The sequence below is a fragment of the Bradyrhizobium sp. 6(2017) genome, from assembly GCF_011058295.2.
Classification (GTDB): domain Bacteria; phylum Pseudomonadota; class Alphaproteobacteria; order Rhizobiales; family Xanthobacteraceae; genus Bradyrhizobium; species Bradyrhizobium septentrionale.
In genome coordinates, this window is the sequence record NZ_CP049289.2 from 689,662 (window position 1) to 713,585 (window position 23,924).

The 23,924-nt window shown below is 62.1% G+C and carries 20 protein-coding genes; 11 read left to right on the top strand and 9 right to left on the bottom strand.

Annotation, left to right across the window (positions count from 1 at the left end; translation table 11 throughout):
• Nucleotides 1-58: 58 nt before the first annotated feature.
• A complete protein-coding gene (locus G6P99_RS03280) occupies nucleotides 59-2,398 on the top strand; it encodes a LamG domain-containing protein (protein ID WP_165127254.1) in 2,340 nt (779 codons plus the stop codon).
• Nucleotides 2,399-2,752: 354 nt separating this feature from the next.
• Here G6P99_RS03280 and G6P99_RS03285 read toward each other — a convergent pair whose 3' ends face one another.
• Complete coding sequence (locus G6P99_RS03285) at nucleotides 2,753-3,556, bottom strand: IclR family transcriptional regulator domain-containing protein (RefSeq protein WP_205751472.1); 804 nt, start codon at nucleotides 3,554-3,556, stop codon at nucleotides 2,753-2,755.
• Between the two features lie 226 nt (nucleotides 3,557-3,782).
• Between G6P99_RS03285 and G6P99_RS03290 the strand changes: the two genes are divergently transcribed.
• From G6P99_RS03290 to G6P99_RS03315, 6 genes are all read left to right on the top strand, one after another.
• Nucleotides 3,783-4,877 (top strand): PEP/pyruvate-binding domain-containing protein, encoded by a 1,095-nt coding sequence (locus tag G6P99_RS03290; protein ID WP_029080534.1) that lies wholly within the window; start codon nucleotides 3,783-3,785, stop codon nucleotides 4,875-4,877.
• A gap of 23 nt (nucleotides 4,878-4,900) precedes the next feature.
• On the top strand, nucleotides 4,901-6,712 hold the full coding sequence (locus G6P99_RS03295) for a PEP-utilizing enzyme (protein WP_029080533.1): 1,812 nt from the start codon (nucleotides 4,901-4,903) through the stop codon (nucleotides 6,710-6,712).
• Nucleotides 6,713-6,725: 13 nt separating this feature from the next.
• Complete coding sequence (locus tag G6P99_RS03300; RefSeq protein ID WP_035976706.1) at nucleotides 6,726-7,511, top strand: SDR family NAD(P)-dependent oxidoreductase; 786 nt, start codon at nucleotides 6,726-6,728, stop codon at nucleotides 7,509-7,511.
• Between the two features lie 16 nt (nucleotides 7,512-7,527).
• Entirely contained in the window at nucleotides 7,528-8,622 is a 1,095-nt protein-coding gene (locus G6P99_RS03305) for an aromatic ring-hydroxylating dioxygenase subunit alpha (protein ID WP_029080531.1), read from the top strand.
• A 24-nt stretch (nucleotides 8,623-8,646) separates the two neighbouring features.
• Nucleotides 8,647-9,327 carry an HAD family hydrolase gene (locus G6P99_RS03310; RefSeq protein ID WP_029080530.1) on the top strand — a complete coding sequence of 227 codons (681 nt, stop codon included), beginning with the start codon at nucleotides 8,647-8,649 and terminating at the stop codon, nucleotides 9,325-9,327.
• Nucleotides 9,328-9,859: 532 nt separating this feature from the next.
• Nucleotides 9,860-11,500, top strand: coding sequence for a c-type cytochrome (locus tag G6P99_RS03315; RefSeq protein WP_165127256.1), 1,641 nt, complete (start codon nucleotides 9,860-9,862; stop codon nucleotides 11,498-11,500).
• Between the two features lie 111 nt (nucleotides 11,501-11,611).
• On the opposite strand, the gene G6P99_RS03320 is transcribed toward G6P99_RS03315, so the two are convergent.
• A complete protein-coding gene (locus G6P99_RS03320) occupies nucleotides 11,612-12,703 on the bottom strand; it encodes a GNAT family N-acetyltransferase (protein ID WP_029080529.1) in 1,092 nt (363 codons plus the stop codon).
• A 511-nt stretch (nucleotides 12,704-13,214) separates the two neighbouring features.
• Between G6P99_RS03320 and G6P99_RS03325 the strand changes: the two genes are divergently transcribed.
• On the top strand, nucleotides 13,215-14,552 hold the full coding sequence (locus tag G6P99_RS03325; protein WP_029080528.1) for an MFS transporter: 1,338 nt from the start codon (nucleotides 13,215-13,217) through the stop codon (nucleotides 14,550-14,552).
• 57 nt (nucleotides 14,553-14,609) lie between these two features.
• Here the strand turns inward: G6P99_RS03325 and G6P99_RS03330 are convergent, their stop codons facing one another.
• From G6P99_RS03330 to G6P99_RS03360, 7 genes are all read right to left on the bottom strand, one after another.
• The gene (locus tag G6P99_RS03330; RefSeq protein WP_029080527.1) at nucleotides 14,610-15,386 is read right to left on the bottom strand and encodes an SDR family oxidoreductase; all 777 of its coding nucleotides are present in this window, start codon (nucleotides 15,384-15,386) and stop codon (nucleotides 14,610-14,612) included.
• Nucleotides 15,387-15,429: 43 nt separating this feature from the next.
• Complete coding sequence (locus G6P99_RS03335) at nucleotides 15,430-16,632, bottom strand: CaiB/BaiF CoA transferase family protein (protein ID WP_029080526.1); 1,203 nt, start codon at nucleotides 16,630-16,632, stop codon at nucleotides 15,430-15,432.
• 57 nt (nucleotides 16,633-16,689) lie between these two features.
• Nucleotides 16,690-17,652 (bottom strand): 3-hydroxyacyl-CoA dehydrogenase NAD-binding domain-containing protein, encoded by a 963-nt coding sequence (locus G6P99_RS03340; RefSeq protein ID WP_035976705.1) that lies wholly within the window; start codon nucleotides 17,650-17,652, stop codon nucleotides 16,690-16,692.
• Nucleotides 17,653-17,659: 7 nt separating this feature from the next.
• Entirely contained in the window at nucleotides 17,660-18,421 is a 762-nt protein-coding gene (locus G6P99_RS03345) for an acetoacetate decarboxylase (protein WP_029080524.1), read from the bottom strand.
• A gap of 155 nt (nucleotides 18,422-18,576) precedes the next feature.
• Nucleotides 18,577-18,999, bottom strand: coding sequence for a phasin family protein (locus G6P99_RS03350; protein WP_029080523.1), 423 nt, complete (start codon nucleotides 18,997-18,999; stop codon nucleotides 18,577-18,579).
• 56 nt (nucleotides 19,000-19,055) lie between these two features.
• A complete protein-coding gene (locus tag G6P99_RS03355; RefSeq protein ID WP_029080522.1) occupies nucleotides 19,056-20,702 on the bottom strand; it encodes a fatty acid--CoA ligase in 1,647 nt (548 codons plus the stop codon).
• Nucleotides 20,703-20,747: 45 nt separating this feature from the next.
• Complete coding sequence (locus G6P99_RS03360) at nucleotides 20,748-20,942, bottom strand: hypothetical protein (protein WP_029080521.1); 195 nt, start codon at nucleotides 20,940-20,942, stop codon at nucleotides 20,748-20,750.
• Between the two features lie 484 nt (nucleotides 20,943-21,426).
• Here G6P99_RS03360 and G6P99_RS03365 point away from each other — a divergent pair, with 484 nt between their 5' ends.
• From G6P99_RS03365 to G6P99_RS03375, 3 genes are all read left to right on the top strand, one after another.
• On the top strand, nucleotides 21,427-22,056 hold the full coding sequence (locus G6P99_RS03365) for a TetR/AcrR family transcriptional regulator (RefSeq protein ID WP_051346175.1): 630 nt from the start codon (nucleotides 21,427-21,429) through the stop codon (nucleotides 22,054-22,056).
• Nucleotides 22,057-22,253: 197 nt separating this feature from the next.
• Nucleotides 22,254-23,030, top strand: coding sequence for an enoyl-CoA hydratase-related protein (locus G6P99_RS03370; RefSeq protein ID WP_246709449.1), 777 nt, complete (start codon nucleotides 22,254-22,256; stop codon nucleotides 23,028-23,030).
• Between the two features lie 33 nt (nucleotides 23,031-23,063).
• Nucleotides 23,064-23,924, top strand: a complete 861-nt coding sequence (locus G6P99_RS03375; protein ID WP_029080519.1) for an FAD binding domain-containing protein — start codon at nucleotides 23,064-23,066, stop codon at nucleotides 23,922-23,924.

The window sequence follows — 23,924 nt, forward strand, 5'->3', positions numbered from 1 at the left end:
GCAACACGCTGGGTGGGGCACGAGCCTCGTTCAGCTTCTCGATTGGAAACTCGGCACCATGGCGCAGATCAAGATATTCGGCTATGCAGACAAGATCTCGGTGAAGCCCGGCGACACCATACAATTTCATGTCAGTGCCGACGGCGTGTCCACCGCTGAAGCTCATCTCGTGCGCTTGATCCATGGCGACGAGCATCCGCATGGTCCGGGATTCATCGAGGAGGAAATCGACTGCGTCGCCAACGGCACCTGGCGGGTCGAGAAGCAGTTCACGCAGGTCGGATCCTTCCTCGAGGTCGCCGACCCCGACCGCAAGCTCGCGCTGGATGGCAGCATCACGCTTTGTGCATTCATCTGGCCGACGTGGCCGGATGTCGGGCATCGTCAATGTCTGCTCGGCCGCTGGGACAATGACAAGAATCACGGCTACGGCCTCGGCATCAATCCGAGCGGCAGGCTGGAGTTCTGGGTCGGGAGCGGGAACGAGGTCGACTATCTGCAAGCGGAGCTGCCGTTGCAGAAGCAGGCCTGGTATTTCGTCGCGGCCACCTTCGATGCGCGAAGCGGTCGCGCCACCCTGTACCAGGAAGGAGTCGTGAACCGCTACAATAGCCTGCTCAGCAAGGTCGCGCCGGTCGAATATCGCTCGCATGTGTCGGAGGTGTTTCGGTTCCGGCAGAACAACCTGGCCGGTACGCCGTTCCTCGTAGCCGGCTCGCGCGACTGGCACGCGCTCCGCGGCCATTTCGTGTCGCAGCTCTACTGCGGGAAACTCGATCGCTGCGGTGTTTTCGATCGCCCGTTGGGTCGCGAGGAGCTCGACGCGATCCGCTCGAGCGGGCAGCCTCCATCATACGGCATGGTGGCATATTGGGACACCACAAAGGGTTACACCGATCACGGCATCGGCGATGTCGTGGTCGACATCGGACCACACCGCCTCGATGCGAACGGCTACAACAGGCCGGTGCGCGCACAGACCGGCTACAACTGGAACGGCCGCAACGACTGCTTCCGTCTCGCCCCGCATGAATACGGCGGCATCGAATTCCATGCTGACGCGATGATCGACAGCAACTGGAAAGTCACAAAGACGCTCGAGCTGCCCGAAACGCTGCGCAGCGGCGCGTACGCGATGAGGGTACGCGGCGGCGACGGCAAGGGCCTGGCCGAGGAATACATCGTCTTCTTCGTCCGGCCGCGCGTGCCGACCGGTCGCATCGCTCTGCTGTTCTCCACGGCAACCTATATCGCCTATGCCAACGAGCGCTTCGCGACCGACGGCCACATCGTGCAGCCGATGGCCGGTCAGCCGCCGACGATCTCCGAGGTCGACATCGAAATCTACGAAAATCCGGAATTCGGCGGCGGCTGCTACGACTCGCATGCAGATGGCGCCGGCATCTGCTACTCGAGCTACCATCGCCCGATGGTCAACATGCGACCGAAATACCGAATCTCCGCGTTCGACCTGCCCTGGAATTTTCCTGCTGATCTCTCGATCCTGGCGTGGCTTGAGCACAAGGGATACGACTACGACGTTTTGACCGATGAAGATGTTCATCTGGAGGGTGTCGCCGCAATGGCCCCCTATGCATGCATCCTCAATTCCACGCATCCGGAATATCATTCCGAGCGTATGCTCGATGCGCACGAGGACTATATCGCCGGTGGCGGACGATTCATCTGCATGGGTGCGAACAGCTTCTGCTGCAATGTGGCGTTTCGCGACGACGAACCGTGGATCATGGAGTGTCGCAAGACCGGAGGACACTGGATAGCCTGGGCGGCACGGCCGGGCGAATATTACCTCGCCACAACGGGGCAGATGGGCGGAATCTGGACCGGCTTCCAGCGCTGGGGGCAGAAGCTGGTCGGCAACACGTTTGCCGGCGAGGGCTTCGCTCATAGCCAGCCTTACCGGCGGATGCCGGATAGCTATGATCCCGCGCTGGCCTGGATCACCGAGGGGATCGAGGGCGAGATCATCGGCGATTTCGGCCTGGGCAACGGCGGCGCGGCGGGCATCGAGATCGACTGCTACAAACTGGGGTTCGGCACACCGCCCAACACCAAAATCATCGCATCCTCGGGCGGTCACCCCGACAACTACATCGCCCACGACGAGGAGGGGGCGCACGCGCATCAGGGTTTCAGCGGGACGCACAACTACATCCTGCGGGCCGATATGGTGTACTTCGAGGCGCCGAACAACGGTGCGGTGTTTGCAACCGGATCCATCGCATTCGGGAGTGCCCTGCCCATCGACGGATTCGAGAACAATGTCTCGCAGCTTCTGGGCAACGTTGTGAATGCGTTCGTCAAGCCGGGACCATTGCCGGGCTCGTCGAACAGACCCATGCAGAATACGGAAAGACTTGAACGAGTTAGTCTCTAGATCGAGCCCAATCCTGCTCACGTGGCGAGGTGTCGAGCCCAGGATCTCGGCAGTGTCCAGAGATGACCGACGCAGAGCGCGCGCAATTGGGTCGATTGTCATTTCTAGGAAGGCCCGGAATGATTGACTTGCATTGCGCGCCGGATATCGCGCGCAGATCCATTGGTACAGGTCGACCTCGCGCGCCTCGTAGATTTGGATATTGGGTCGAGCAAATCGGACAATCTACGAACAGCAGTCAATCCCTATGTTTCTGCGAGCCCCATAAGCAGACGTCGCGTTTCAGGTCCGCTGATCACTCTGAACAGAGTTCAGCGAGGGCTCAGGGCCGGGAGTGTTTTCAAGCGAATAGAATCACGCTGTCATTCGCTTGCTGATGGACCGAGCGGCTTCATTCAACTGCGGGAGAAAGCGTTCGATAATGACGGGCACAGTGGCGACCCTGGCGATCCATGTGAGATTGATGCATCCAACGACTTCGTCGCCGGCATAGACTGGAACAGCGATGGAATTCCGGCCGTCGTTTGCCTGACTTCTTGGAAGGTCATAGTGACCGCCAAAATCCCGATCGCGAGCGCCGTATCCGCGAGCACGTACGTCGGCGAGCACCTTGTCAAGCTTGGCCGTGTTGTGCGCGAGCGCATCACCCGGACGGCCACTTTTCCGCAAACGCGCAAGAATTGCCGCTCTTTCCTTTGGCGAACAAAACGCGAGGTAGCATCGCCCCGAGGCTGAGCGCAGCATGTTCACGTTGAACGAGCCAACCGGGTTTGGAGAGATAATATAATCAAAATCGGACATAGGTCGGTTGGATTCAATAGTCACCATATGATCGAGCCGCGGACTCAGCAAAGCTGATGGCCAGCGAACACGCTTGCAGAGGTCCGCCAAAATCGGTGCCGCGACTTCTGCAAGATGGGTTTCCTCGTCAAATACTCTTGCTCGCTTTGAAAATGTATAGCTCGGGACATAAGCGCCATCAGCGATCCGCTGCCAAATCAGTTCACTCCCGACCAGAGTTTTGAGAATTCGCAGCAATGTCGCCTTTGGCAGCCTCGTAGCCAGATGCAGATCATTCAGGCTTACAGCCTTCGACTCTTGAATAATCCGCAGGACGTCTAACCCTCGATCCAAGGCGCGTATTGTTTTTGTGCTCATGCGGTAGGCCGAGATGTTTGCCCCAGTAAAAGCCGGATCTCCTGGTGGGGACCGCGCTGGTTGCCGCCGCGCGCTACCCGCCGCAAAGCCCGTGTTTGGACCGGAACCCTTTACCCCTGATAACACGATTTCACTTGGTGAAACAGAGGTAGAGTCAACCAAACAAACGTTCTGAAAGGTGTAAGAGTCGCTCTAACGAGACAAAAACGGCTGGAAGCGCATCAAGATGGGTGTCCAAGACAGCGACCAATACGTGATCGCATTCGAGCAGGCGTCAAACCGCGACGTTTCGCTCATCGGTGGAAAGTGCGCCGGGCTTGCTTCACTTATAGTAGCTGGCGCGACAGTACCGCCTGGTTTTGCAGTGACAACTCGGGCTTACCTTGAAACGCTGGCCGCGCGTAAGCTCGGGTACGAGATTCAAACGCGTGTCGAAGCGGTCCCCTCGAACGATGTCGGAGCGCAAGCCAAGATCGCGAGCGAAATCCGGGAACTGATCAGGTCGGAAGCAATTCCCGGCCGCATCGCCGACGCAATTCGATTTGGCTATGACAAGCTCTGCGCCCGGGGCGGCGGCGATTTGCCGGTGGCTGTGCGCTCTTCCGGCACCTCCGAAGACATGCCTGACGCCAGTTTCGCGGGCCAGGGCGACACGTATTTATGGACGGTTGGTGCAAACGCCGTCGTCGATCGGATTCGGGACTGTTGGGCGAGCTTGTTCACTGCGCGCGCGATGGCGTATCGCGGTAAACATAATCTCCTCCATCTCGATCAGGCCATGGCCGTTGGGGTTCAGCAAATGGTCGACGCCCGCGCTGCCGGCGTCGCCATGAGTCTCGATCCCTCGAATGGCGACCGGTCCAAGATTGTCATCGAATCCGTCTGGGGATTGGGCGAGCCACTGGTCTCCGGCTTAACGACGCCGGATTACTTCGTCGTGGACAAGGTCTTGCTGGAGCCCGTCAAGCGGGTCGTTGCCAGCAAGCCCACTGAACTCGTGGCCGATATCGCCAATCAAACGACCGTCTTACGTGAGGTGGAGGAAGCCCGGCGGAACGTGGCGAGCCTCACCGAAGCGCAAATCCGTGCCGTCGCACGTATCGTCAAAGCGCTCGATCGGTCCTTCGGTGCGCCGCAGGATGTCGAATGGGCAATCGATCCGCAAAGGACCGAAGATGAGGGCGTCGTCCTGCTTCAGTGCCGACCGGAGACGGTGTGGAGCCGAAAAGCATGTAGCCCGGTTCTGTCCAAAAGCTACGCGCCCGGAATTGAGGGCGTGCTGAGCACCTTGATGGCGCCTTTGGCATCGCGGCGACAATGATCATAAAAAACGGGGGAGACAACATGAACGCGCAGGCAAAATTCCCAAGTCCTTACGAGCTCAAGGCGCCAAAAGGCGCCGAGGGTTGGCGTGATCTCTATCCGTATTACGCGTTGTTTCAGGAGGAACGGAAGGACGGCGACGAAAAGCAGTTTTGGTTCTGCGACGCCCAGCACTGGCCGACACCATTCCGGCCGTTCGACACCATCATGGCGGACTATGCGGTCAAGTGCCTGGGTCAATACAACACGCGTCACCTCCTTGTGCCTCCGGCCAATGGCGTCGACTACCGGATACACAATGGTTATCTCTATTTGAGCCCGATCGCGGTCGCGCCCGAGAAGATTCCCGAACGCGTACCGCATTTTCTGGAACGCGCTGGCTTCTATTTTCAGAACTGGAACAAGCTGCTGGATAACTGGCACGTCAAGGTGCGCGGGGTCATCGATGCGTTGGAAGCGCTCCGATACGAACAATTGCCGGACATGGTCCCGAAAGAATGGGTGTTTGAAGGGCGTGGCCTCGACAACACGTACTACTTGATGGAAAATTACGAATCCGCGTTGCAGCTTTGTTACAAGGCCTGGCAGTATCATTTCGAGTTTCTCAATCTGGGTTACGCGGCTTATCTCGATTTCTTTGGTTTCTGCAAAGAGCAATTCCCCAGTATTCCGGATCAAGCCATCGCCCGGATGGTTCAGGGCATCGACGTCGATCTGTTTCGGCCCGACGACGAACTGAAGAAGCTTGCCCATTTGGCTATCGAAACCGGCGTTGACACTGCGCTGATGAGCGGCTCTGTTGAACAGGCTCTTGGTGCGGTCGCCGCACTCCCCAAGGGCAAACAGTGGTTTGAAGCCTGGACTGCTGCGCAGAATCCGTGGTTCAACTTCACCTCGGGGAACGGCTTCTACTCATCCGACAAATATTGGATCGAGCACCTTGATATTCCGCTCGGGTACTTACGGAACTACATCGTTCAACTCAGGAAAGGCGTCACGATCGAGCGACCGACGGCGCAAGTGGCCGCCGAGCGCGAGCGTATTACGAAGGAATATGCGGAGCTTTTGAACAATGAGGTGCGGCCGGTTTTCGAACAAAAGCTCGGACTTGCACGCACGGTTTTCCCTTACGTCGAAAATCACAACTTCTACATAGAGCATTGGTCGCTTGGCGTATTCTGGCGAAAGATGCGGGAACTGAACCGGCTCTTCATCACGGCCGGCTTTTGGTCGGACCCGGAAGGGATGTTCTTTCTAAGCCGCAACGAAGTCAGGGACGCGCTGTGGGACTACTGCTCCGCCTGGGCGGTGGGAGGCGCCCCGACTGGACCCCATTTTTGGCCGCAGCGGATTGCGCAGCGGAGAAAGACCATGGATGCCCTGGCCCAACATCGGCCCGAACCGGCTCTCAACCAGCCGCCTGAGGTCGTGACCGAGCCTTTCACAATCATGCTGTGGGGCATCACCACCGACCGCATTTCCGTCTGGTTGAAAGGTCCGACCAATAGCTCGCGGCTCGAGGGAATGGGGGCGTCGCCTGGGGTCGTTGAAGGTCTGGCGCGCGTTATTCGCTCGCCCGACGAACTCGATCAGATCCAGGACGGCGAGATTCTCGTCGCACCAGTCACGGCGCCCAGTTGGGCCCCGGTTTTCAGCAAGATCAGCGCCACCGTAACCGACATCGGCGGGATGATGTCGCATGCGGCCATCGTGTGCCGCGAATATGGACTTCCCGCCGTTACTGCGACCGGCTCGGCGAGCGCGGTGATCAAAACCGGCCAAAGACTGCGAGTCGATGGCACCGCCGGCACGGTCGAAGTGCTGGCGAACTGAGTAGAGAACCGTGATGAATGCCGCCGTCCCAGCGCTTGATTTTCACGGCCGTACGATCCTGATCACCGGCGCTGCGGGTGGGCTTGGGCTGGCGTTCGCGGAAGCATTTGCAGCGGCGGGCGCGGACCTTGTGCTCGGGGATATCGCCGCGGATGCGATGGAGGGCGTCGCTGACGGCCTAGCGAACCGCTATCGCGGGCAGCGCATCGTCGGCTTGCCGCTCGACGTGACGCAGGAGGAAAGCACCAAGCGATTTGCCCAGGAGGCCGCGCATGCGGTGTCCGGCCGCGAGCGTATCGACGTGCTCGTCAACAACGCGGCGATTTACGCCGGGTTAACCCGTGCCGGCTTCCACGAACTCGACCCGACGGAATGGGATCGCGTGATGACGGTGAACCTGAAGGGGCCTTTTCTAATGGCTCGCGCGGTGCGGCCATGGATGCTCAAGTCAGGCGGGCATATCGTCAACCTCGCGTCGGCCACGGTCTTTAGCGGCACGCAACTGTGGGCACATTACGTCGCCAGTAAGGGCGGCGTGATCGCCTTGACGCGCGTACTCGCCACCGAGCTCGGCCCCCACGGCATCACCGTCAACGCGATCGCGCCGGGAATTACGCTCACGGATGCCAGTCTTGGCTTGATCCCGGATGCGGCGAACTACGGCGCGCAGCGTGGCGCGATCCGGCGTGCGGCCATGCCCGACGACGTGGTCGGCGCAGCACTGTACCTCGCTTCGCCCCTGGCCGCGTTCGTCACCGGGCAAACGCTTGTCGTCGACGGTGGCAAGCAATTCATCTAATAAGGAGGATTCTTCCATGATGCAGATCGAGACTCACGTCGACCGCTTCGTCCGCAATTGCTGGTATGTTGCCGGTTGGGCAGACGAGATTTCAGCCGACAATGTCCTTGAGCGAACGTTGCTCGGCGAGTCGATCGTTTTCTATCGCGCAGCGGATGGCCGGATCGTTGCGCTTGAGAATCGCTGTTGTCACCGTGGCGCGCCGTTGCACGCAGGTCGACGAGAGGGTGACAGCCTGCGCTGCCCTTATCACGGTATGCTCTTCAACGCGGAGGGCCAATGTACCGAAATCCCGGGACAGGAAATGATTCCGCAGCGCGCTTGCGTGCGCAGCTATCAAGTGATCGAGCGTGACGAATTGATCTGGATTTGGATGGGCGAACCGGCGAAGGCCGACCCCGGCAGAATCATCCGCTTTGAGTGGCACACCGATCAGGCATGGCGCAAGAAGCGCTCCTACTTGCACTATCAAGCCCCGTATACGCTCATCGTCGACAATTTGCTCGACTTCTCGCACCTGACCTATGTCCACAGCACGACGATCGGAACGCCCAGCACGGCGTCGACGCGTGCGCAGGTCGAGCCGATCGACGGCGGCCTCAAGATCACGCGCCGTTATTACAACGACCAGATCCAGGCAAACCGAAGCAGCATCGCCACGTTCCAGGGGCCGGCCGATCGTTGGCAAATCTACGAATGGTTCGCGCCGTCGTTTGTGCGCTTGTACACCGGCTCTGCGCCCGCCGGCACCGGCGCACATGAGGGGCGGCTGGTACCCGAGGCCATGCAGTACCGGCACTGCTCGGTCCAGACACCGGAAACGTCGACCAGCACCCATTACTGGTTCACGCATGCGGCGAACTTCAAGACGGAAACCTCGGAAGCGATCGACGTCGTGTTCGACGGCGTGAGCCGCGCCTTCAAGGAGGACAAGGACATCATCGAAGTGCAGCAGAAGGCGCTGCAGAGCGGCCGGCCCTTCCAGCCGATGAACATCGCGCATGACCAGGCATTGGTGCTGGCGCGGCGGCTGATCCAGCGGCTGCTCGATGAGGAGGCGCGCCCAGACGAGCAGAAACCCGCGTCAGCGGCATTCGAGCTTGCTCAGTAACCGTGCTCGCCCAGGATTGTGTCAATGACTTCGCCTGAAGTACCGATCGCGCTTGTACTGGACTACGGTGGCGTCATCTGCCGAACCACCTTCGAACGTCAGCCTCAAATCGAGCGCAAGCTCGGCCTCGCACCCGGCACCTTGCGCTGGCGCGGTCCGTTTGATCCCGACAACGACGAGCTATGGCGCGACATGCTCGCCGACCGGATTAGCGAGCGGGAATATTGGCACCGGCGCGCCGCTGAAGTCGGTCGCCTGGTCGGCGAGGAGTGGACCAGCCCGCGCATGATGATGGCCCCTGCGCCGAACGATCCGATCGACGCCACGACGCGCCCAGAGGCGCTCGCCGCGGTGCGCGCCGTCCGTGACGCCGGGCGGAAAGTCGGCGTATTGTCGAACGAGCTTGACCTGTTCAACGGTCCCGGCTTCGGGGCCAAACTATTTATCTTGAAGCTTATGCACGCAATCGTAGATGCTACGTATACGGGCATCCTGAAGCCAGACCGGCGCGCATATCAGGCTGCGGCGGATGCGCTCGGTGCGCCAATTGAACGCTGCCTGATGGTCGATGACCAGCCGCGCAATATCGCTGGTGCACTCGCCGCCGGTATGCAAGCTGAGTGGTTCGATGTCACGCGGCCGGCGGAAACGTACGCGCGTGTGCTCGCGCGGCTGGGTATCGACGCGGCGGAGAGCGTTGGCTGAGCACAAGCGAACCCGGCAAAAATCGAAGAGCGCGCGGCGGAGGTACTTTCTCGGCTTGCGCAGACAGATCGCATGAGGCCGCAACTCACGAAGCGGAACCGTGCCCCTGAAAGGGCGGACAAAAGAACACGATCTAAGCTTTGTTGCACCAGGTGCCGATGTTGCCGCCCTTCAGGAGTCACCCTCGCAGACCTCGTTGTGAACATGGTGACTGCGTGGATAGCGAGGCGTAGGCTTTTGCCGGAGGCGAAAACCCATTTTCGGCCGTAGTTCAACGGTGGATTTTTGGCCCAGAAAGTCGAAAATGCTTATCTTTCAACGGGGGTTGACTGACACTCTCTCCGCCAGCCGGCTGGATGTCCTCCAAAATGGGCGCTTTCTACAGTTCTTTCCACGCGTCATCGCGAACGGGTCATGACGCCACTGCGCCAAGCCAAGCTTGAGCTGAGTGATCGCTGCGGCCATTATCCGCAATGGGAGCAGCCGGACGCGTTCGTTGATCTCGGCACGTCATGACGGGAGCCATGCGGCCATGAGACGGCGCTCATTTGTCCTTGCAGCTATCGCCGTCGCGCTGGCAGGTGCTTCATTGCTTTGGGCGACGGCGCGTACGACGACCGAATCGCTTTCCCGCCCTTCGGTTTCGGCCTCCGCTACCGCGGAGGCAAGAGGAGCTGCGGCATTTGAGGGCGCAGGCTTCGGTGGAATAAGCCTGGACGCGCTGCAAACGCATGCGTTGCCCTGGCGGCTCGTCGCTGCCGCTCTGGTGCTCGACGCCCAGGCGCGCGATAGAAGTGCGCCGTTGGCGCGATCGACCCTGGATGCGACACTTGCGGGCTTTGGCTTTTTTCCTGGCGCCGAGGTCGCCAATCGCCCCCTCGGCGTCTTGAAAAGCTCCAGTGAATTGCCGCTTGGATTTTCCTACGGCGATCTGGCTCCGCTCGCCGGGACAAAAATCCGCGTGGCCAATCTCGGTTGCGCGGCATGCCACGCCGGCGTCACCTACGGAGCGGACGGAACGCCTGATCCGCACCGGACATGGCTTGGCATGCCCAATACCTCCCTTGATCTCGAGGCCTACACACTCGCGGTCTTCCGTGCCACGCGCAACGCGACCAAACACCCCGAACAGCTGATTGCCGCCATCGACGTCTTGTTTCCGGATATGGGCTGGGGCGAAAAACAAAGCCTGCGCTGGTTTGTGCTGCCACTGGTCGAGCGGCGTATTGCCGATCTCGGCGACATCGAAAAGCCGCTACCGTTTCCGAACGGCACGTCGGGCAGCACCAATGGCGTTGCCGCGCTCAAATTTGCGCTCGGCGTTCCCCTCGCCGGCCATGGCGCCGGCGATGCAGGGGTCGTTTCGATTCCCGACCTCGGCAGTCGGGTATGGCGGACGAACCTGCTTGCGGACGGAGCCTATGCCGTGCCCGGCCCGGCGCGTCAGATGCCGATGACGGCAAGCGGGCTCGACGATCCGCATCTGAAGTCGCTTGCGATGATCATGACTTTCTTTACCGTGCCGAGCATGGGCGTCCATCCCGATGCCGCTCTCGGCAATATTGCAGAGGCCGTCGACGTGATGGCCTTCCTCAAGAGTTACAGGCCACAGCCATTCCCCGGCGCCATCGACAGGGATCGGGCCGAACACGGTCGTCAGCTTTATGCCACGCAGTGCGCTGCTTGCCATGGACGGTACGATGCGAACCTGACCCCGCGCCTCGTCGAATTTCCCAACTGGATCGGCGATGTCGGCACCGACGGATTGCGCGCCAAACTATTCGATGAGCCGCTCGCAGCGGCAATCAACCGGACCGGCTATGGATCGAAGATCGCGGTGGCCCGCGGAGGCAACTATGCGGCCCCTCCGCTGACCGGCATCTGGGCCTCAGCGCCCTATCTGCATAATGGTTCGGTGCCGACGCTCGCTTCGCTGCTGTCTCCGGATACACGACCCCGGCGATTCAATGTCGGCGGTCATGCGCTTGATTTCGAGCAAGTAGGGCTCAAGCTCGACGGGGCCGGCAACTATCCCGGCGGTTACAAACCTTTCTCGATGCCGGCCTTGATAGACACGGCGACGCCAGGCAGGAGCAATAGTGGGCATCGCTTCGGAGAGAAGCTCGATACAGGCGACAAGCGCGACCTTATCGAGTATCTGAAACTGCTCTAGCTTTTGTTTTGACGCGTTTTCTTCACGCGAACCGGGGGGCCATCCCGGATCAAGTCCGGGACAGGCTTTCGCTCGAAAACGCTCTGGTTCAGACCGTCACATCGTCGCGGGTCATGACAATCCCTTGCGAAACAGGTGCAGGCGCTGCAACGGGCGCGCACCCAAACGCTCCATTTGGCGAAGACTCGCAGCGTTTACGTCGCTGATCCAGGTGACGCCAAGCGATTCGTAGCCGGCATCCTTCAGGGCCGTCACCGTGCGGGCCAGCATCGCGCCCATCACGCCCTGCCCATGAAGATCGGGGATTACCGAATAGAAGATGATGACCGCGCGGCGGCGTCGCAACCGATAGCGCAGATAATGAAACGGCGTCAGCAGACCGATCCGCGATCGCGTGGCGGCAAGCAAGCCGTTGAGGTCCGGAATGCACACGATCGTTCCGACGGGACGGCCGTTCTTCAACAGCACCGAAGACAGACGGGGATCGAGGATCGACATCATCTCGCCGGCCTGAAACTGGAATTCGTCCGGTGTCAGCGGCACGAACATGGGATTTTTATCGAAGCCGCCGTTGAGCACCAGACGCGCCTGCTCCATCCGTTCCGGAAAGCTGCGCCGTTCGATCGGCGCGAAGCTGAATCCGGCGGAAGGGTCGAGCGCGCGCGTCTGTGGCGCCACGGTCCGGATATCGAGTTCGAAGGTCGTCATCGGAAAGAACGGTTCGAAGCCGTTGGCCGCAAGCAAGGCCGGAACGTGCGGCGGATTGACGACCATGTCCGTATAGGCGCGCGCACCGAACCCGTCGGTCACGACACCGGCTTGCTGCATGGCCGTCAGGTTGAAATTCCCAACCAGTTCCGTCTCGCCAGCCTGGCGGGCAAACGAGGCGGCAGCGTCGAGCAAGGCAGCCGCAGCCTCCGCGTCGTCGGCGCAGTCAAAGAATCCGAACTGGGCTCGATTGGTCCCGTCTCGCGTATTCGATTGGCCATGAACGTGCGCGATGATGCGCCCGACCGGGCGACCGTGCCGGTGTGCGGTCCAGAAGCGAAACGGATTGCCCGACAGCCAGAGCGGGTTCGCCTTGGCATCGAGCATGCGCAGGATATCGCCGCGTAACGGAGATACGTAACCATCGCCGGGGCGATAGGCGTGAAACGGCGCTTCGAAGAACGCCCGGCTGTCTCCAACGCGAAGTTCGATCATTTTGCACTCGCCACGATCAGCCGCGACTCGATGTCGGGTTCCGGATCGAGCCCATCGTGTAGCAAACGATCTTCATTCCCAGGTTAACTTGAGCCCCAAAACTCCTCACGGCATTGAGGCGCAAACGCGGGAGGCGAAGCCACACCTTTCGGGCCGCCGTTCAAACGGTAGGTTGGGGCCCAGAAGGGTCGAATTGATCGAGCCTTTGCCCATCGCAGCGCAGCGCGCTCAAGCCGAGCTGGCCTCGCGGCTGGCGGCCGTCAGACGTGCTAGGATCGAGAGCGAGCTGAAGGCAGTCACGCGCTGCCCGCGACGTGTCGCCGTGACCCCGGGCCGCGCGGCCGGCCTAAAGCCGTTGATTGCTAATCAATCAAGCAACTGTTAGAATAACAAGAATGTGAATTCCGCCGCGTCGCAACACGATGGAAGCGGCGTCGACCCGCACGTCCAGGCAAATCCATTCTCAACTGGGGCGCAGACTCCAGGCGAATGCCAACCAGGGGAGTGACGAATGTCCATAGGCACGACGAGCGTCGACAGCATTCACAGCCAGGGGCAGAGCGGTGCTCTCGCGCAGCTCTATTCGAAGATCGGCTGGCGCATCCTGCCATTCCTGATGTTGTGCTACGTCGTCGCGTTTCTCGACCGCATCAACATCGGCTACGCCCAGCTCCAGATGAAGCAGACGCTGACCTTCAGCGATGCGACCTACGGTTTCGGAGCGGGAATCTTCTTCGTCGGCTACTTCCTTTTCGAGGTGCCGAGCAACCTGCTGCTGGAGCGCATCGGCGTCCGCAAGACCCTGCTTCGCATCATGTTCACATGGGGCATCGTCGCGGTCGCCATGGCCTTCGTGAAAACACCCACGCAATTCTATGTCGCGCGCTTCCTGCTCGGCGTGCTCGAAGCCGGCTTCTTCCCGGGTATCATCCTCTACCTGACCTACTGGTATCCCTCGGCCCGCCGCGGTCAGATCATCGCGATGTTCATGACCGCGACGGCGATCGCTTCGGTGATCGCCGGTCCGCTGTCCGGCGCGACGATGAAGTATCTCAACGATATCGATGGCTGGCATGGCTGGCAGTGGCTGTTCATCTCGCAAGGATTGCCTGCTTCGATCCTCGGCCTCGTCGCCTATTTCTATCTTCCTGATAGACCCGATGACGCGAAGTGGCTGACCGCCGACGACAAGGCCAAAGTCCGCTACCAGCTCGATCATGATCACAAGGACGTCGAGTCCTCGTCTCACGCTAACTTCTGGCAGATGATTAGGGATCCGAAGGTCTATGGCCTGGCGTTCACTTATTTCCTGCTGCTGGGTGCGAGCTACACGATGGTGTTCTGGATCCCCTCGCTCATCAAGAGCTGGGGCGTCGCCGACCTGTTCCAGGTCGGACTGCTGGCCACCCTGCCGCAGATCGCGGGCATCATCGGCACCGTGCTGATGGGGCGCCACTCCGACAAGACGCGCGAGCGGCGCTGGCACTATGTTGCCTGCGTCGTGGTCGCGGCGCTGGGACTGATGACTATCACTTTCTCCCACGGCAATCTGCTGGCCTCGGTGATTGGTCTGACGCTGGCGGGACTGGGCTTCGTCTCCGCGACGCCGCTGTTTTTCACCACGACCACCGAGTACCTGTCCAAGGCCAGCGCCGCGGGAGGCATCGCGCTGATCAGCAGCCTCGGCAATCTCGGTCCGGCAGTTGCCCCGTCGGTGACCGGCTACATCACGGCGGAAACCGGCAGTTCGCTCTATAGCACCTACCTGATCGTGACGGCCTATCTCCTCTCCGGCCTGCTGCTGCTGGCCATCGTCAAGGTGGCGAATCCAAACGACGACAAATCCTGACAACGGGAAGGGCGGGACGCCGCTGGCGTCCCGCCCTTCCCGTTCCGTCAGGCAAGCCTACGCGGTCGTGGCAAGTCCGCCGTCGACCGGGATCACCGCGCCACACACGAAGCTGCTGGCGCGCGACGCCAGGTACAGCGCAATTCCCGCCATATCCTCCGGCGCCCCCATGCGCTTCATCGGAGCGTCGTCAACGACCTGACGGGAGCCGTGTTCGTCGATCGCATCGGTCATCTTGGATGGGAAATAGCCGGGCGCGATCGCGTTGACCGCGATGTGCTTCGGCGCGAGGAATTTGGCCATGATGCGGGTGAGGTGATTGACCCCCGCCTTCGACGCGGCATACGAGTAGGCTTCGAGATGCGTGGTGCGGATGCCCTCGATCGAGCCGATATTGATGACCCGCGAATAGGCCTTCTCGGAGCCTGCCGCTTCCAACAGATCGAGCAACTTCTGCGTCAGGAAGAAGACCGACTTGACGTTGAGGTCCATGACCTTGTCCCAGCCGTTCTCCGGAAATTCATGGAATTGCGCGCCCCAGCTCGCGCCGGCGTTGTTGACGAGGATGTCCAGCTTCTTTTCACGCTTGCGCAGTTCGGCGGCGAACCGTTCGATCTCGTCCATCCGCGACAGATCGGCCGGAATGGCGATGCATTCGCCATGTTTGGACAGTTCCTCGGCCAGCGCCATGCAGGCGTCGGGCTTGCGCGCGGTGATATAAACCTTGGCGCCGTTTTCGACATAGGCGCGGGCGATCATCTCCCCCAGGCCGCGGCTGCCGCCGGTCACCACCGCGATTTTGCCCTTCACGGAAAACAGCTCTTCGATCTTCATGCGTCGCTCCTGAAAACTGAAACGTCCCTGGCGTCGATCGCCGTCAGCCGACGGCACCCGCCGCGCGCATCTGTGCGATCGCCGCCGCGTCGAAACCGGCTTCCTTCAGCACGTCGTCGGTGTGTTGCCCGACCGAGGGCGGCATCCGGGGCTGCACCTTATCCACGCCGCGCAGCGAGATCGGGCTGTCGATGGTGCGGGTCTCGCTTCCGGCAAACGGCACAAGGATGTCGTTGTCGAGCAGTTGCTGGTCGGTCGGAATGTCCTCGGGCGTCGCCACCACGTCGAACACGATGCCGGCTGCGGTCAGGCGCTTGCGGAATTCCGCGCGGTCGTGCTTCTCGAACTCCTTGTCGAGCAGCGCGATCAGCTCCTTCGAGCGGGTCAGGCGGTCCACCTTCTTGGCAAAGCGCGGATCTTCGATCAGGTCCTCGCGGTCGAGGCACTTCATGAAGTCCGGCCACTGCTTCTCCTCGTTGAGGATGGTGAGGATCAGCCAGCGGCCGTCGCGGCACCTGTAATAGTTCGTCAGCGCATTGAAGGCGACTTCGCGCGCTGGGCGGTCGGTGAAGGTCGCGCCGCACAGCGCGGCCTGCGCGTTATACCCGTTGGCCCACAGTCCGTTGGCGACAAGGGATGAGCTGACCTCGGTCCCCTTGCCGGTGAGCTGGCGCTGGTACAGCGCCATCACGATGCCTGAGAACAGCGTGAATCCCGCGGAATGATCGCCCATGCCGTTGGCCGGACGCACTGGCACGGATTGCGACGAGGCGCGCACCGTATCCATCAGGCCGGAGCGCGCCCACCATGCGGTGACGTCGAAGCCGGGCTTGGTCGCCTCGGCGCCCTTGTCGCCGTAGCCGGAAAACGAGGCGTAGACCAGCCGGTCGTTCAGCCCGGCCAAGGCCTCGTAGCCGATGCCGAGCTTCTTGCGCGCGGAAGCAGGATAGTTGGTGATGAAGACGTCAGCCTGCGAGGCGAGGCGCTGGATCACGACGCGGCCCTCGGGCTTGGCCATGTCGACGGCGAGGCTGCGCTTGTTGCGCGAGCCCAGCATCCACGCATAGTTCTGGTCGCTTCGGGGATGGCCCGGCAATTTGGTGAGATGGCGGTAGGGATCGCCCGAACCAGGCGGTTCGATCTTGATGACGTCAGCGCCGAAGTCGGACAGGACCGTGGCCGCCGCCGGCGCCGCAATGAAGCTGCCGCAATCGATCACCTTGAGGCCTTCGAACAAAAGTCCCATCTTGTTCCTCCCTGGTTCGCGTCCCGCTTTGCCCGGATGACGCGATTGCATCGCGCACTACTGGTCGGTCGCGACCGATCGCAGCGCCCGGATGATCGCGAGCTGCTTGGCGTCGCGCTCGCCTTCCAGCTGCTCCGCCGGGCGTGCCGCGAACGAGGCTTCCGCCTGAGCGATGATCTTGTCCTGCGCCGCCTCGTTCAGATCGACCGGCGCCATGTTCTTCCAGGCCTCGTTGAGGCCGGGGCCGAACTGCTTGAAGAACGACCTGAAGCCGCCGGCGCCGCCGCCGAGATGGAACGAGCGGAACGGGCCGTCGGCGGCCCAGCGCAGGCCGATCGAACTGGTGACGATGTCGTCGAGCTCGTCCACCTTCACGACGCCCTGGATCACGAGATAGCAGCACTCGCGGAAGATCGCGCGCTGCAGGCGGTTGGCGACGAAGCCCGGCATCTCCTTGCGCACGACGCGCGGCACCTTGCCGAGCGCGGCGTAGAAGGCGACGGCGTCGGCGACCGCGTCCTCGCTGGTTTTCTCGCCGGGCACGACCTCGACCAACGGGATCAGGTGCGGCGGATTGAAGGGATGGCCGACCAATAATCGCTCCGGCCGCGAGCACTTCAGCGCCTGTTCCGTCGCCGTCTTGGCCGAGCTCGAAGACAGCAGCAGGGCCGTGTCGCCGACGACCTTGCTGATGCGCGCCCACAGATCCTGCTTGAACTCGATCCGCTCCGGGCCGTTCTCCTGCACCAGGTCGGCGCTGGCGACCGCGGCTTCGAGATCGGCTTCGAACCGCAGCTTCGCCTCGAGGTTCGCGGTCGGAAGTCCGAGCGCCTCCAAGGTCGACAGATTGTTGCGGATGTAGTCGCGGACGAACGCATCCACGTCGGGGCGCGGATCGTTGACGACGACCTCCAATCCGTGCGCCAGGAACACCGCCGTCCAGGACGCGCCGATCACGCCGGCGCCGATGATCGCGGTCTTGCGGTAGCGGTTGAGGATGTCCTGCTGGGCGTTGGGCATGATGGCCTTACTCCCTCACTGCGGCTGGCGCAGTGTCGGTCAGATAGTCGTAGATGACCGCGGCCGGCGACAGGGTGAGATCGGTGAGAATGTGGGTGGCGGATATGATCTCGCGCACCGGCAAATCGGCCAGCGGGGCGAGCACGTGCTCGAACAGCTGCAGGCGCGCCGGGCCCCGCCACGCGCCCTTGACTTCGATATTGGTGATCTGCGTGCGCACCAGTTCGCAGATGCGCGGCCGCTTGGTGTAGCTCGGCAGGATCTTGAGCATGTAGGTCGGAACGCAGATTTCCTGCCGCGCCTTTTCCAAATCGTAGGGCTTGTGCTTGTAGCCCATTGTGGCACGCGCCACGCTCAGCACGCCGTAGTCCAGCGTGCCGACCAGCGTGTCGGAATCGACGAACAGTTTCGCCGAGCCAAGCTTCTTCGGAAACGCGCTGAGCTCGCGGCCGGCGGCGATCGCCGGCAGATTGTCGAGATACATCCCGATGATGTACTCGCCCTTCTCCTCACCGTGACGCACCACGGCGGCCTGGCCGCATTCGACATAGGAGCCGTAGCCGGTGGTGTCAGGCATGTTCATCACCTCGAAGCGGACCAGCGGCTCGTCGACCTCGAGTGGCTCCGGCACCTGCCTCACCAGTGCTTCGCGGTCCGTGCGATAGGTGATGTTGAGATATTCGCGCGAGGTGAAGCGATGGGGGCCAGGAACGAAGGCCGGCGCGCCGGTCGGGGTGGTGTACTGCCTGAGAACGTCTTCCTTTTTCATGGTGATGTCCGCTCCTGAGTTCCGGTGCGTCAGCTGGCGCCGACCGTGTCTCGCGTTGCTGTCTTCCATCCCGGCACGAAGATCGGCCAGATTTGTCGCTGAGTCCATCCGGTCGAGCCGCCCGTGTCGGCTGGCCCGAAGTGCAACATCGGAAATCAGGCCTTCCTGCTCTCGATCGCCGCGCGCGCCTCGGCGATGCTTTCACGGATCCGGTTCATGATGATGGCCGACGCCCCGGCACCCGACTTCTGCACCAGCTCGGCAATGTCCTTGGTGCTCTTGACCACCGCGTCGAAGGCGCGCCGCGCCAGCTCAGCTTGCTTGGCCGCAATTTCCTGCGGCGATCCCTGCGGCTTGAATTCGGCGATCAGCTCGCGGCTCTGGCGCGTCACGTCGGTGAGAATGTCCTGCTGCAGTGCGAGCAGCGCGCGACCGTCCTGCGAGAGCGCGAGCGCCGATGCCTGCACCGCCTCGACGTTCTTGCGATGGGTCTCCAGCAGCGCGTCGTAATCGATCTTCGGCAGGTTGAACTGCTTGCCGATCTCGGCAAACATATCCATGAGCGTCTTCTCGGCCATCGTTCCCTCCTTGCGATCGGTGTTTTTGCTGCGTTGCGTCAGGCCGATCTGCGACCTCAGCCGTCGCCGTATTTTGCCCGCAGTGCCTTCTTGTCGATCTTGCCGACACTGGTCTTGTCGAGCGCGTCGACGAACAGGATGCGGTCCGGAATAGCGAAGCGGGAGATTACGCCCTTGTCGGCATAGCTCTTGACGTGAGCCTGCACCGCGCTCTTCTCGACGCTGTCGGCGGAACCCGTCACCAGGATCGCCAGCGGACGCTCGCCCCATTTCGGGTCGGCGACGCCGATGATCGCCGCCTCCTTGAGGCCGGGCATGTGCATCAGGATATCCTCCAGCTCGATCGACGAAATCCATTCGCCGCCGGTCTTGATGACGTCCTTCATGCGGTCGGTGATCTGGACCACGCCATGGGCCGACATGGTGCCGATGTCGCCGGTGTGGAGATAGCCGCCTTCCCAGAGCTTCTCGGAAGCGGAGGGGTTGCCGAGGTAACCCATGGTCAGCCAGGGCGCGCGGACCACGATCTCGCCGGAGGTCTTGCCGTCGTGCGGGACGTCCTTCATCGCGTCGTCGACAACGCGGAGATCGACGAGCGGCACGGGCGTGCCGGTCTTGGTCCGCAGCTCGGCCTCCGCGTCGGGATTGCCGGTCAATTCATCCTCGCGCAGTTGCGCGATGGTCAGGATCGGGCCGGATTCCGACATGCCGTAGCCGGCGAAAATGTCGATGCCGCGCTGTATCGCAGCCTTGGCCAGCGCTTTCGACAGCGCCGAGCCGCCGATCACCATCTTCAGCTTCGACAGGTCGACGTCGTTGCTGTTCGGCGCCGACAGCAGCATCTGGAGAATGGTCGGCACGCAATGGCTGAAGGTCACGCCCTCGGTCTTGATGAGCTCGAGCAGCAGGTCGGGCTGATAGCGGCCCGGATACACCTGCTTCACGCCGGCGGCGGTCGCGGCGTAGGGCAGCCCCCAGCCATGGACGTGGAACATCGGCGTGATCGGCATGTAGACGTCTTCGCGGTGGAAGCGGCCTTGCCGGGCCGGCGAGCCGAAGCCGACCAGGTCGATCAACGTGTGCAGGACGAGCTGACGATGGCTGAAATAGACGCCTTTCGGAACGCCGGTCGTGCCGGTCGTATAGAACATCGTGGCACGCGTGTTCTCGTCGAAATCCTGGAACGCGAAATCGGGCGACGTCTTTGCCAGCAATTCCTCGTAGCGACCGGCGACCTTGCCGGCCGTGGCGGGGAAGCTGCCGTCATCGGAGATCAGGATGATGCTCTCGACGGATTCCAGCTTGTCGCGCAGCTGCTCGACAAGCGGCAGAAACTCGACATTGACGAGCAGCAGCTTGGGCCGCGCATGGTTGAGCGTGAACAGCACCTGCTCCGGCGACAGGCGAATGTTGACCGTCTGCAAGGTCGCGCCCAGCATCGGGATCGCGAAATAGCACTCCAGATAACGCGGGCTGTCCCAATCCAGCACGCCGACAACGTCGCCGCGCACGACGCCTTGCGCAGTCAGGGCACCCGCCAGCCGGCCGATCCGTTCCTGAAGGTCGCGGTAGGTGTAGCGACTGATGTCGCGATAGACGATCTCCTGGTCTGCCGCTTGCGTCATCGGAGCGTGGAGCAGGTGCTTGATCAGCAGCGGGTACTTGTAGGCTGATGGCGTATGCTCGATCAGGAAATCGGACATGATGCTCTCCCGGGATCTGGAAGGCGTTGGCCTGCGCCGGCAGGTTCATCGCAGCGAGATATTTGGAGAAGGTCTGCGCGAGCAGGTTCTGCGCCGTGAGAGATTGGTTATCCGGTTCGTCGCCTGGCCGAACTCGGCGGCCTTGATGGCATCGGCGCCGGGCGAATTGCCCGCATCCTCCCGTTGGCGCGGCAGGTCGCGCCAAACGTCTCCGAAATCCGGATTGGTCCCGTGGCTCACGGCGCTCCTCCTGGTGGCGGATCGTTGTCCTGCCGATCGCTTTCGCCGTAAGGTCACCCGAGGCCGAAAGTCTCCGGGGAACGCCGCCTGGCGAAGCTTTCTCTTATTCTATCGCTCGCTTGATTGAATAGCAAGTCATCGCGATTTAATCGGCGGATCATGCTCCGTCAGAAGCCTGGATCGGATGACTACTTGTCCGGGGAGACCGTGATACCCGGCCGCCCCGAGCCGGGAGGCAAGATGCGCCGAAGGTGCCACATCTTCCGAAGGGCCAGATGCTTCGCGCCGCCATCGCCTTCGGCGAGCCCGGCTTGCGATTCAGGGGAAGGACGCCGTGGGCCGACGACGGCTGCGAAGTCCGCAAGGCCGCACAACGGAGCTGTCGAGCCCGGCAGCAATTCTCGACAACATGTGCTCAAAAGTGTAGATGGGCGGCAATCGAAAGCGGCGAGGCTGGTTGTTTCCGTTGACGGCTGACAAGAGAATGACGAAGCCCAAAGGGCGCGCGAAGGGCGGCGAGAAGAAGCCGAAATCGCTTCGACGAGGGCCCGACCGTCGCCGGCAGATCATCGCTGCCGCATCCGGGCTGTTCGCCCACAAAGGCTTCGAGGGCACCTCGATCCGGGAGATCGCCGCGGCATCCGGCGTGCTGTCAGGCTCGCTGTACTATCACTTTCCTTCCAAGGAAGACCTGCTGTTCACAGTGCATCAGGAGAGCCTGACGGCGATGCGCCGCGAGGTCGAAACTGCGATCGCCGGGGTTACCGATCCGTGGGCGCGGCTCGAGGAAGCGATCGTCGCGCATTGCCGTATCCTGCTCGGTGGCAGCGTCACCCGGGCCATTCTCACCCCGCCGCGCTACTACAATCTTCGAGGCGTCCGGAAGCTGGTTCGTCAGCGCGACGAGTATGAGCAGATCTTCGCGGGCCTGATCGATGAACTTCCGCTCAATCCCGACTGCGACCGGCATGCCTTCCGCCTGTCGATGCTCGGCGCCATGAACTGGACCGTGTTCTGGTTCAAGGCAGGCGGTCCGCTCAGCGTCGACCAGGTCGGCCGCCAGATCGCCCTCATGGTCCGCGGCGCTGCGATCGATCGCTCCCGCAAGCGATAGCCGGCGCTGCGCGCCGCGCCTGCCCTTCGCCTGGCGATTCCGGCCTCCCGATCATCCACTTACGAGGAAAGAACGTCAAAAAGCTCTTGCGGCTTGACGCGGCCGAATGAATTAGTCTACTTATGCAAGTGACAGGGAGCGCCGACTGTCCGTCGGAAAGTTTCCGGGATTCGTCGGCTGAGCGCCGGAGAGGTTACGTGTCGGAGGACATCCACATCGAGCGCCGCGACGGCATCGTTCACGTCATTCTGAATCGGCCTGCCGTGAAGAATGCCGTGACGTTGGCGATGTGGCGCGAAATGGCCGAGATCTTCGCGGGCTTCGCCGGAGACCGGGCGGTTCGCGGCATCGTCCTTCGGGGGGCGGGCAAGGATTTCTCGGTCGGCGCCGACATTTCCGAATTCGAAGTGATCAGGGACGACAGGCATCAAAGCGCCGCCTACGAAGTCGCAGTCGACGCCTGCTCGGGTGCGATTGCGGTGCTCGGAAAGCCGGTGGTGGCCGCGATCTCCGGCTATTGTCTCGGCGGCGGCTGCCATCTCGCGTTGGCGTGCGATTTCCGCTTCGGCGATCGAACCGCGACGTTCGGCATCCCCGCAGCGAGGCTTTCGATCGTCTACGGCCTGCATAGCGTGCAACGCCTGCTGGCCCTGACGGGAGTTTCGAACGCAAAGCGGATCCTCTACTCAGCGGACCGCTACCCAGCGGAGCAGGCGCTGTCGATGGGATTGCTCGACGAACTACACGAAGACGCAGGCCTCGCGGCGGAGGGCTTTCTGCAGCGGTTGGCGGCCAATGCGCCGCTGTCGATCGCCGGCGCGAAGTCCATGCTGAACGGGCTTTCGATGGGCGCCGGCGCGCTCGATCCGCCCGCGGCGCAGCGGCTCATCGACGAAGCCGCCGACAGCGAGGACTTCAAGGAAGGCCGCCGTGCGTTCGCGGAGAAGCGGTCGCCGCGATTCCGCGGCGCGTAGGTCCGGAAGGGAACCAGCTTTGGAGGGCACCCAATGAAGCCTGCCCAATTCGACTACGTCGTGCCGTCCACGGTGGAAGCCGCCGTCGAAGCGCTCGTTGCCGCGAACGGCGAAGGCAAGGTGCTGGCCGGCGGTCAAAGCCTGATGCCACTGTTGAACTTCCGGATGGCGCGTCCGACCGTGCTCGTCGACCTGAATCGCATCGAGGGATTGTCCTACATTGAGGACCGCGGCGACCGCATCGCCGTCGGCGCGCTGACGCGCCATCGCGAGCTGGAACATTCGCCGTTGATCGCCGCGAAGCTGCCGGTGATTGCGGCGGCGATGCGCCACGTCGCGCATCTTGCGATCCGCAACCGCGGCACGATCGGTGGCAGTCTGTCCCATGCGGATCCCGCTGCCGAACTCCCGATGCTTGCGACATTCTACGAAGCCGAAATCCTGGTCCAGGGGCCTTCGGGCCGCCGGAGGATCACCCCAAAGGAATTCTTCGTCGACGCCCTGACGAACTGCCTTGAGCCGGAAGAGATCGTGGTGGAGGTCGCGTTTCCGATCCTGAAGCAGGACGGCTGGGCATTCGAGGAGGTCGCGCGCCGCTTCGGCGATTTTGCGCTGGCCAGCATCGCCGTCTCCGTGCTCCGCGGCCCGTCCGGATTGGCGGCCGCGCGCGTCGCGGTGATGGGCGTGGCCGACACGCCGCGGCGGCTGAACGAGGCGGAGGAGAAACTCATCGCGTTGGAGCTCGACGACCGGATGCCCGATCGCTTCTCCGAGATCGTCGTCGCCCAGGTCTCGCCGAATGACGATCTCCATGCTTCGGCCGACTACCGCAAGCATCTGCTCGCACAACTGGCGAAACGGGCGTTGCAGACGGCGCTGGCGATGAGGGGCTGA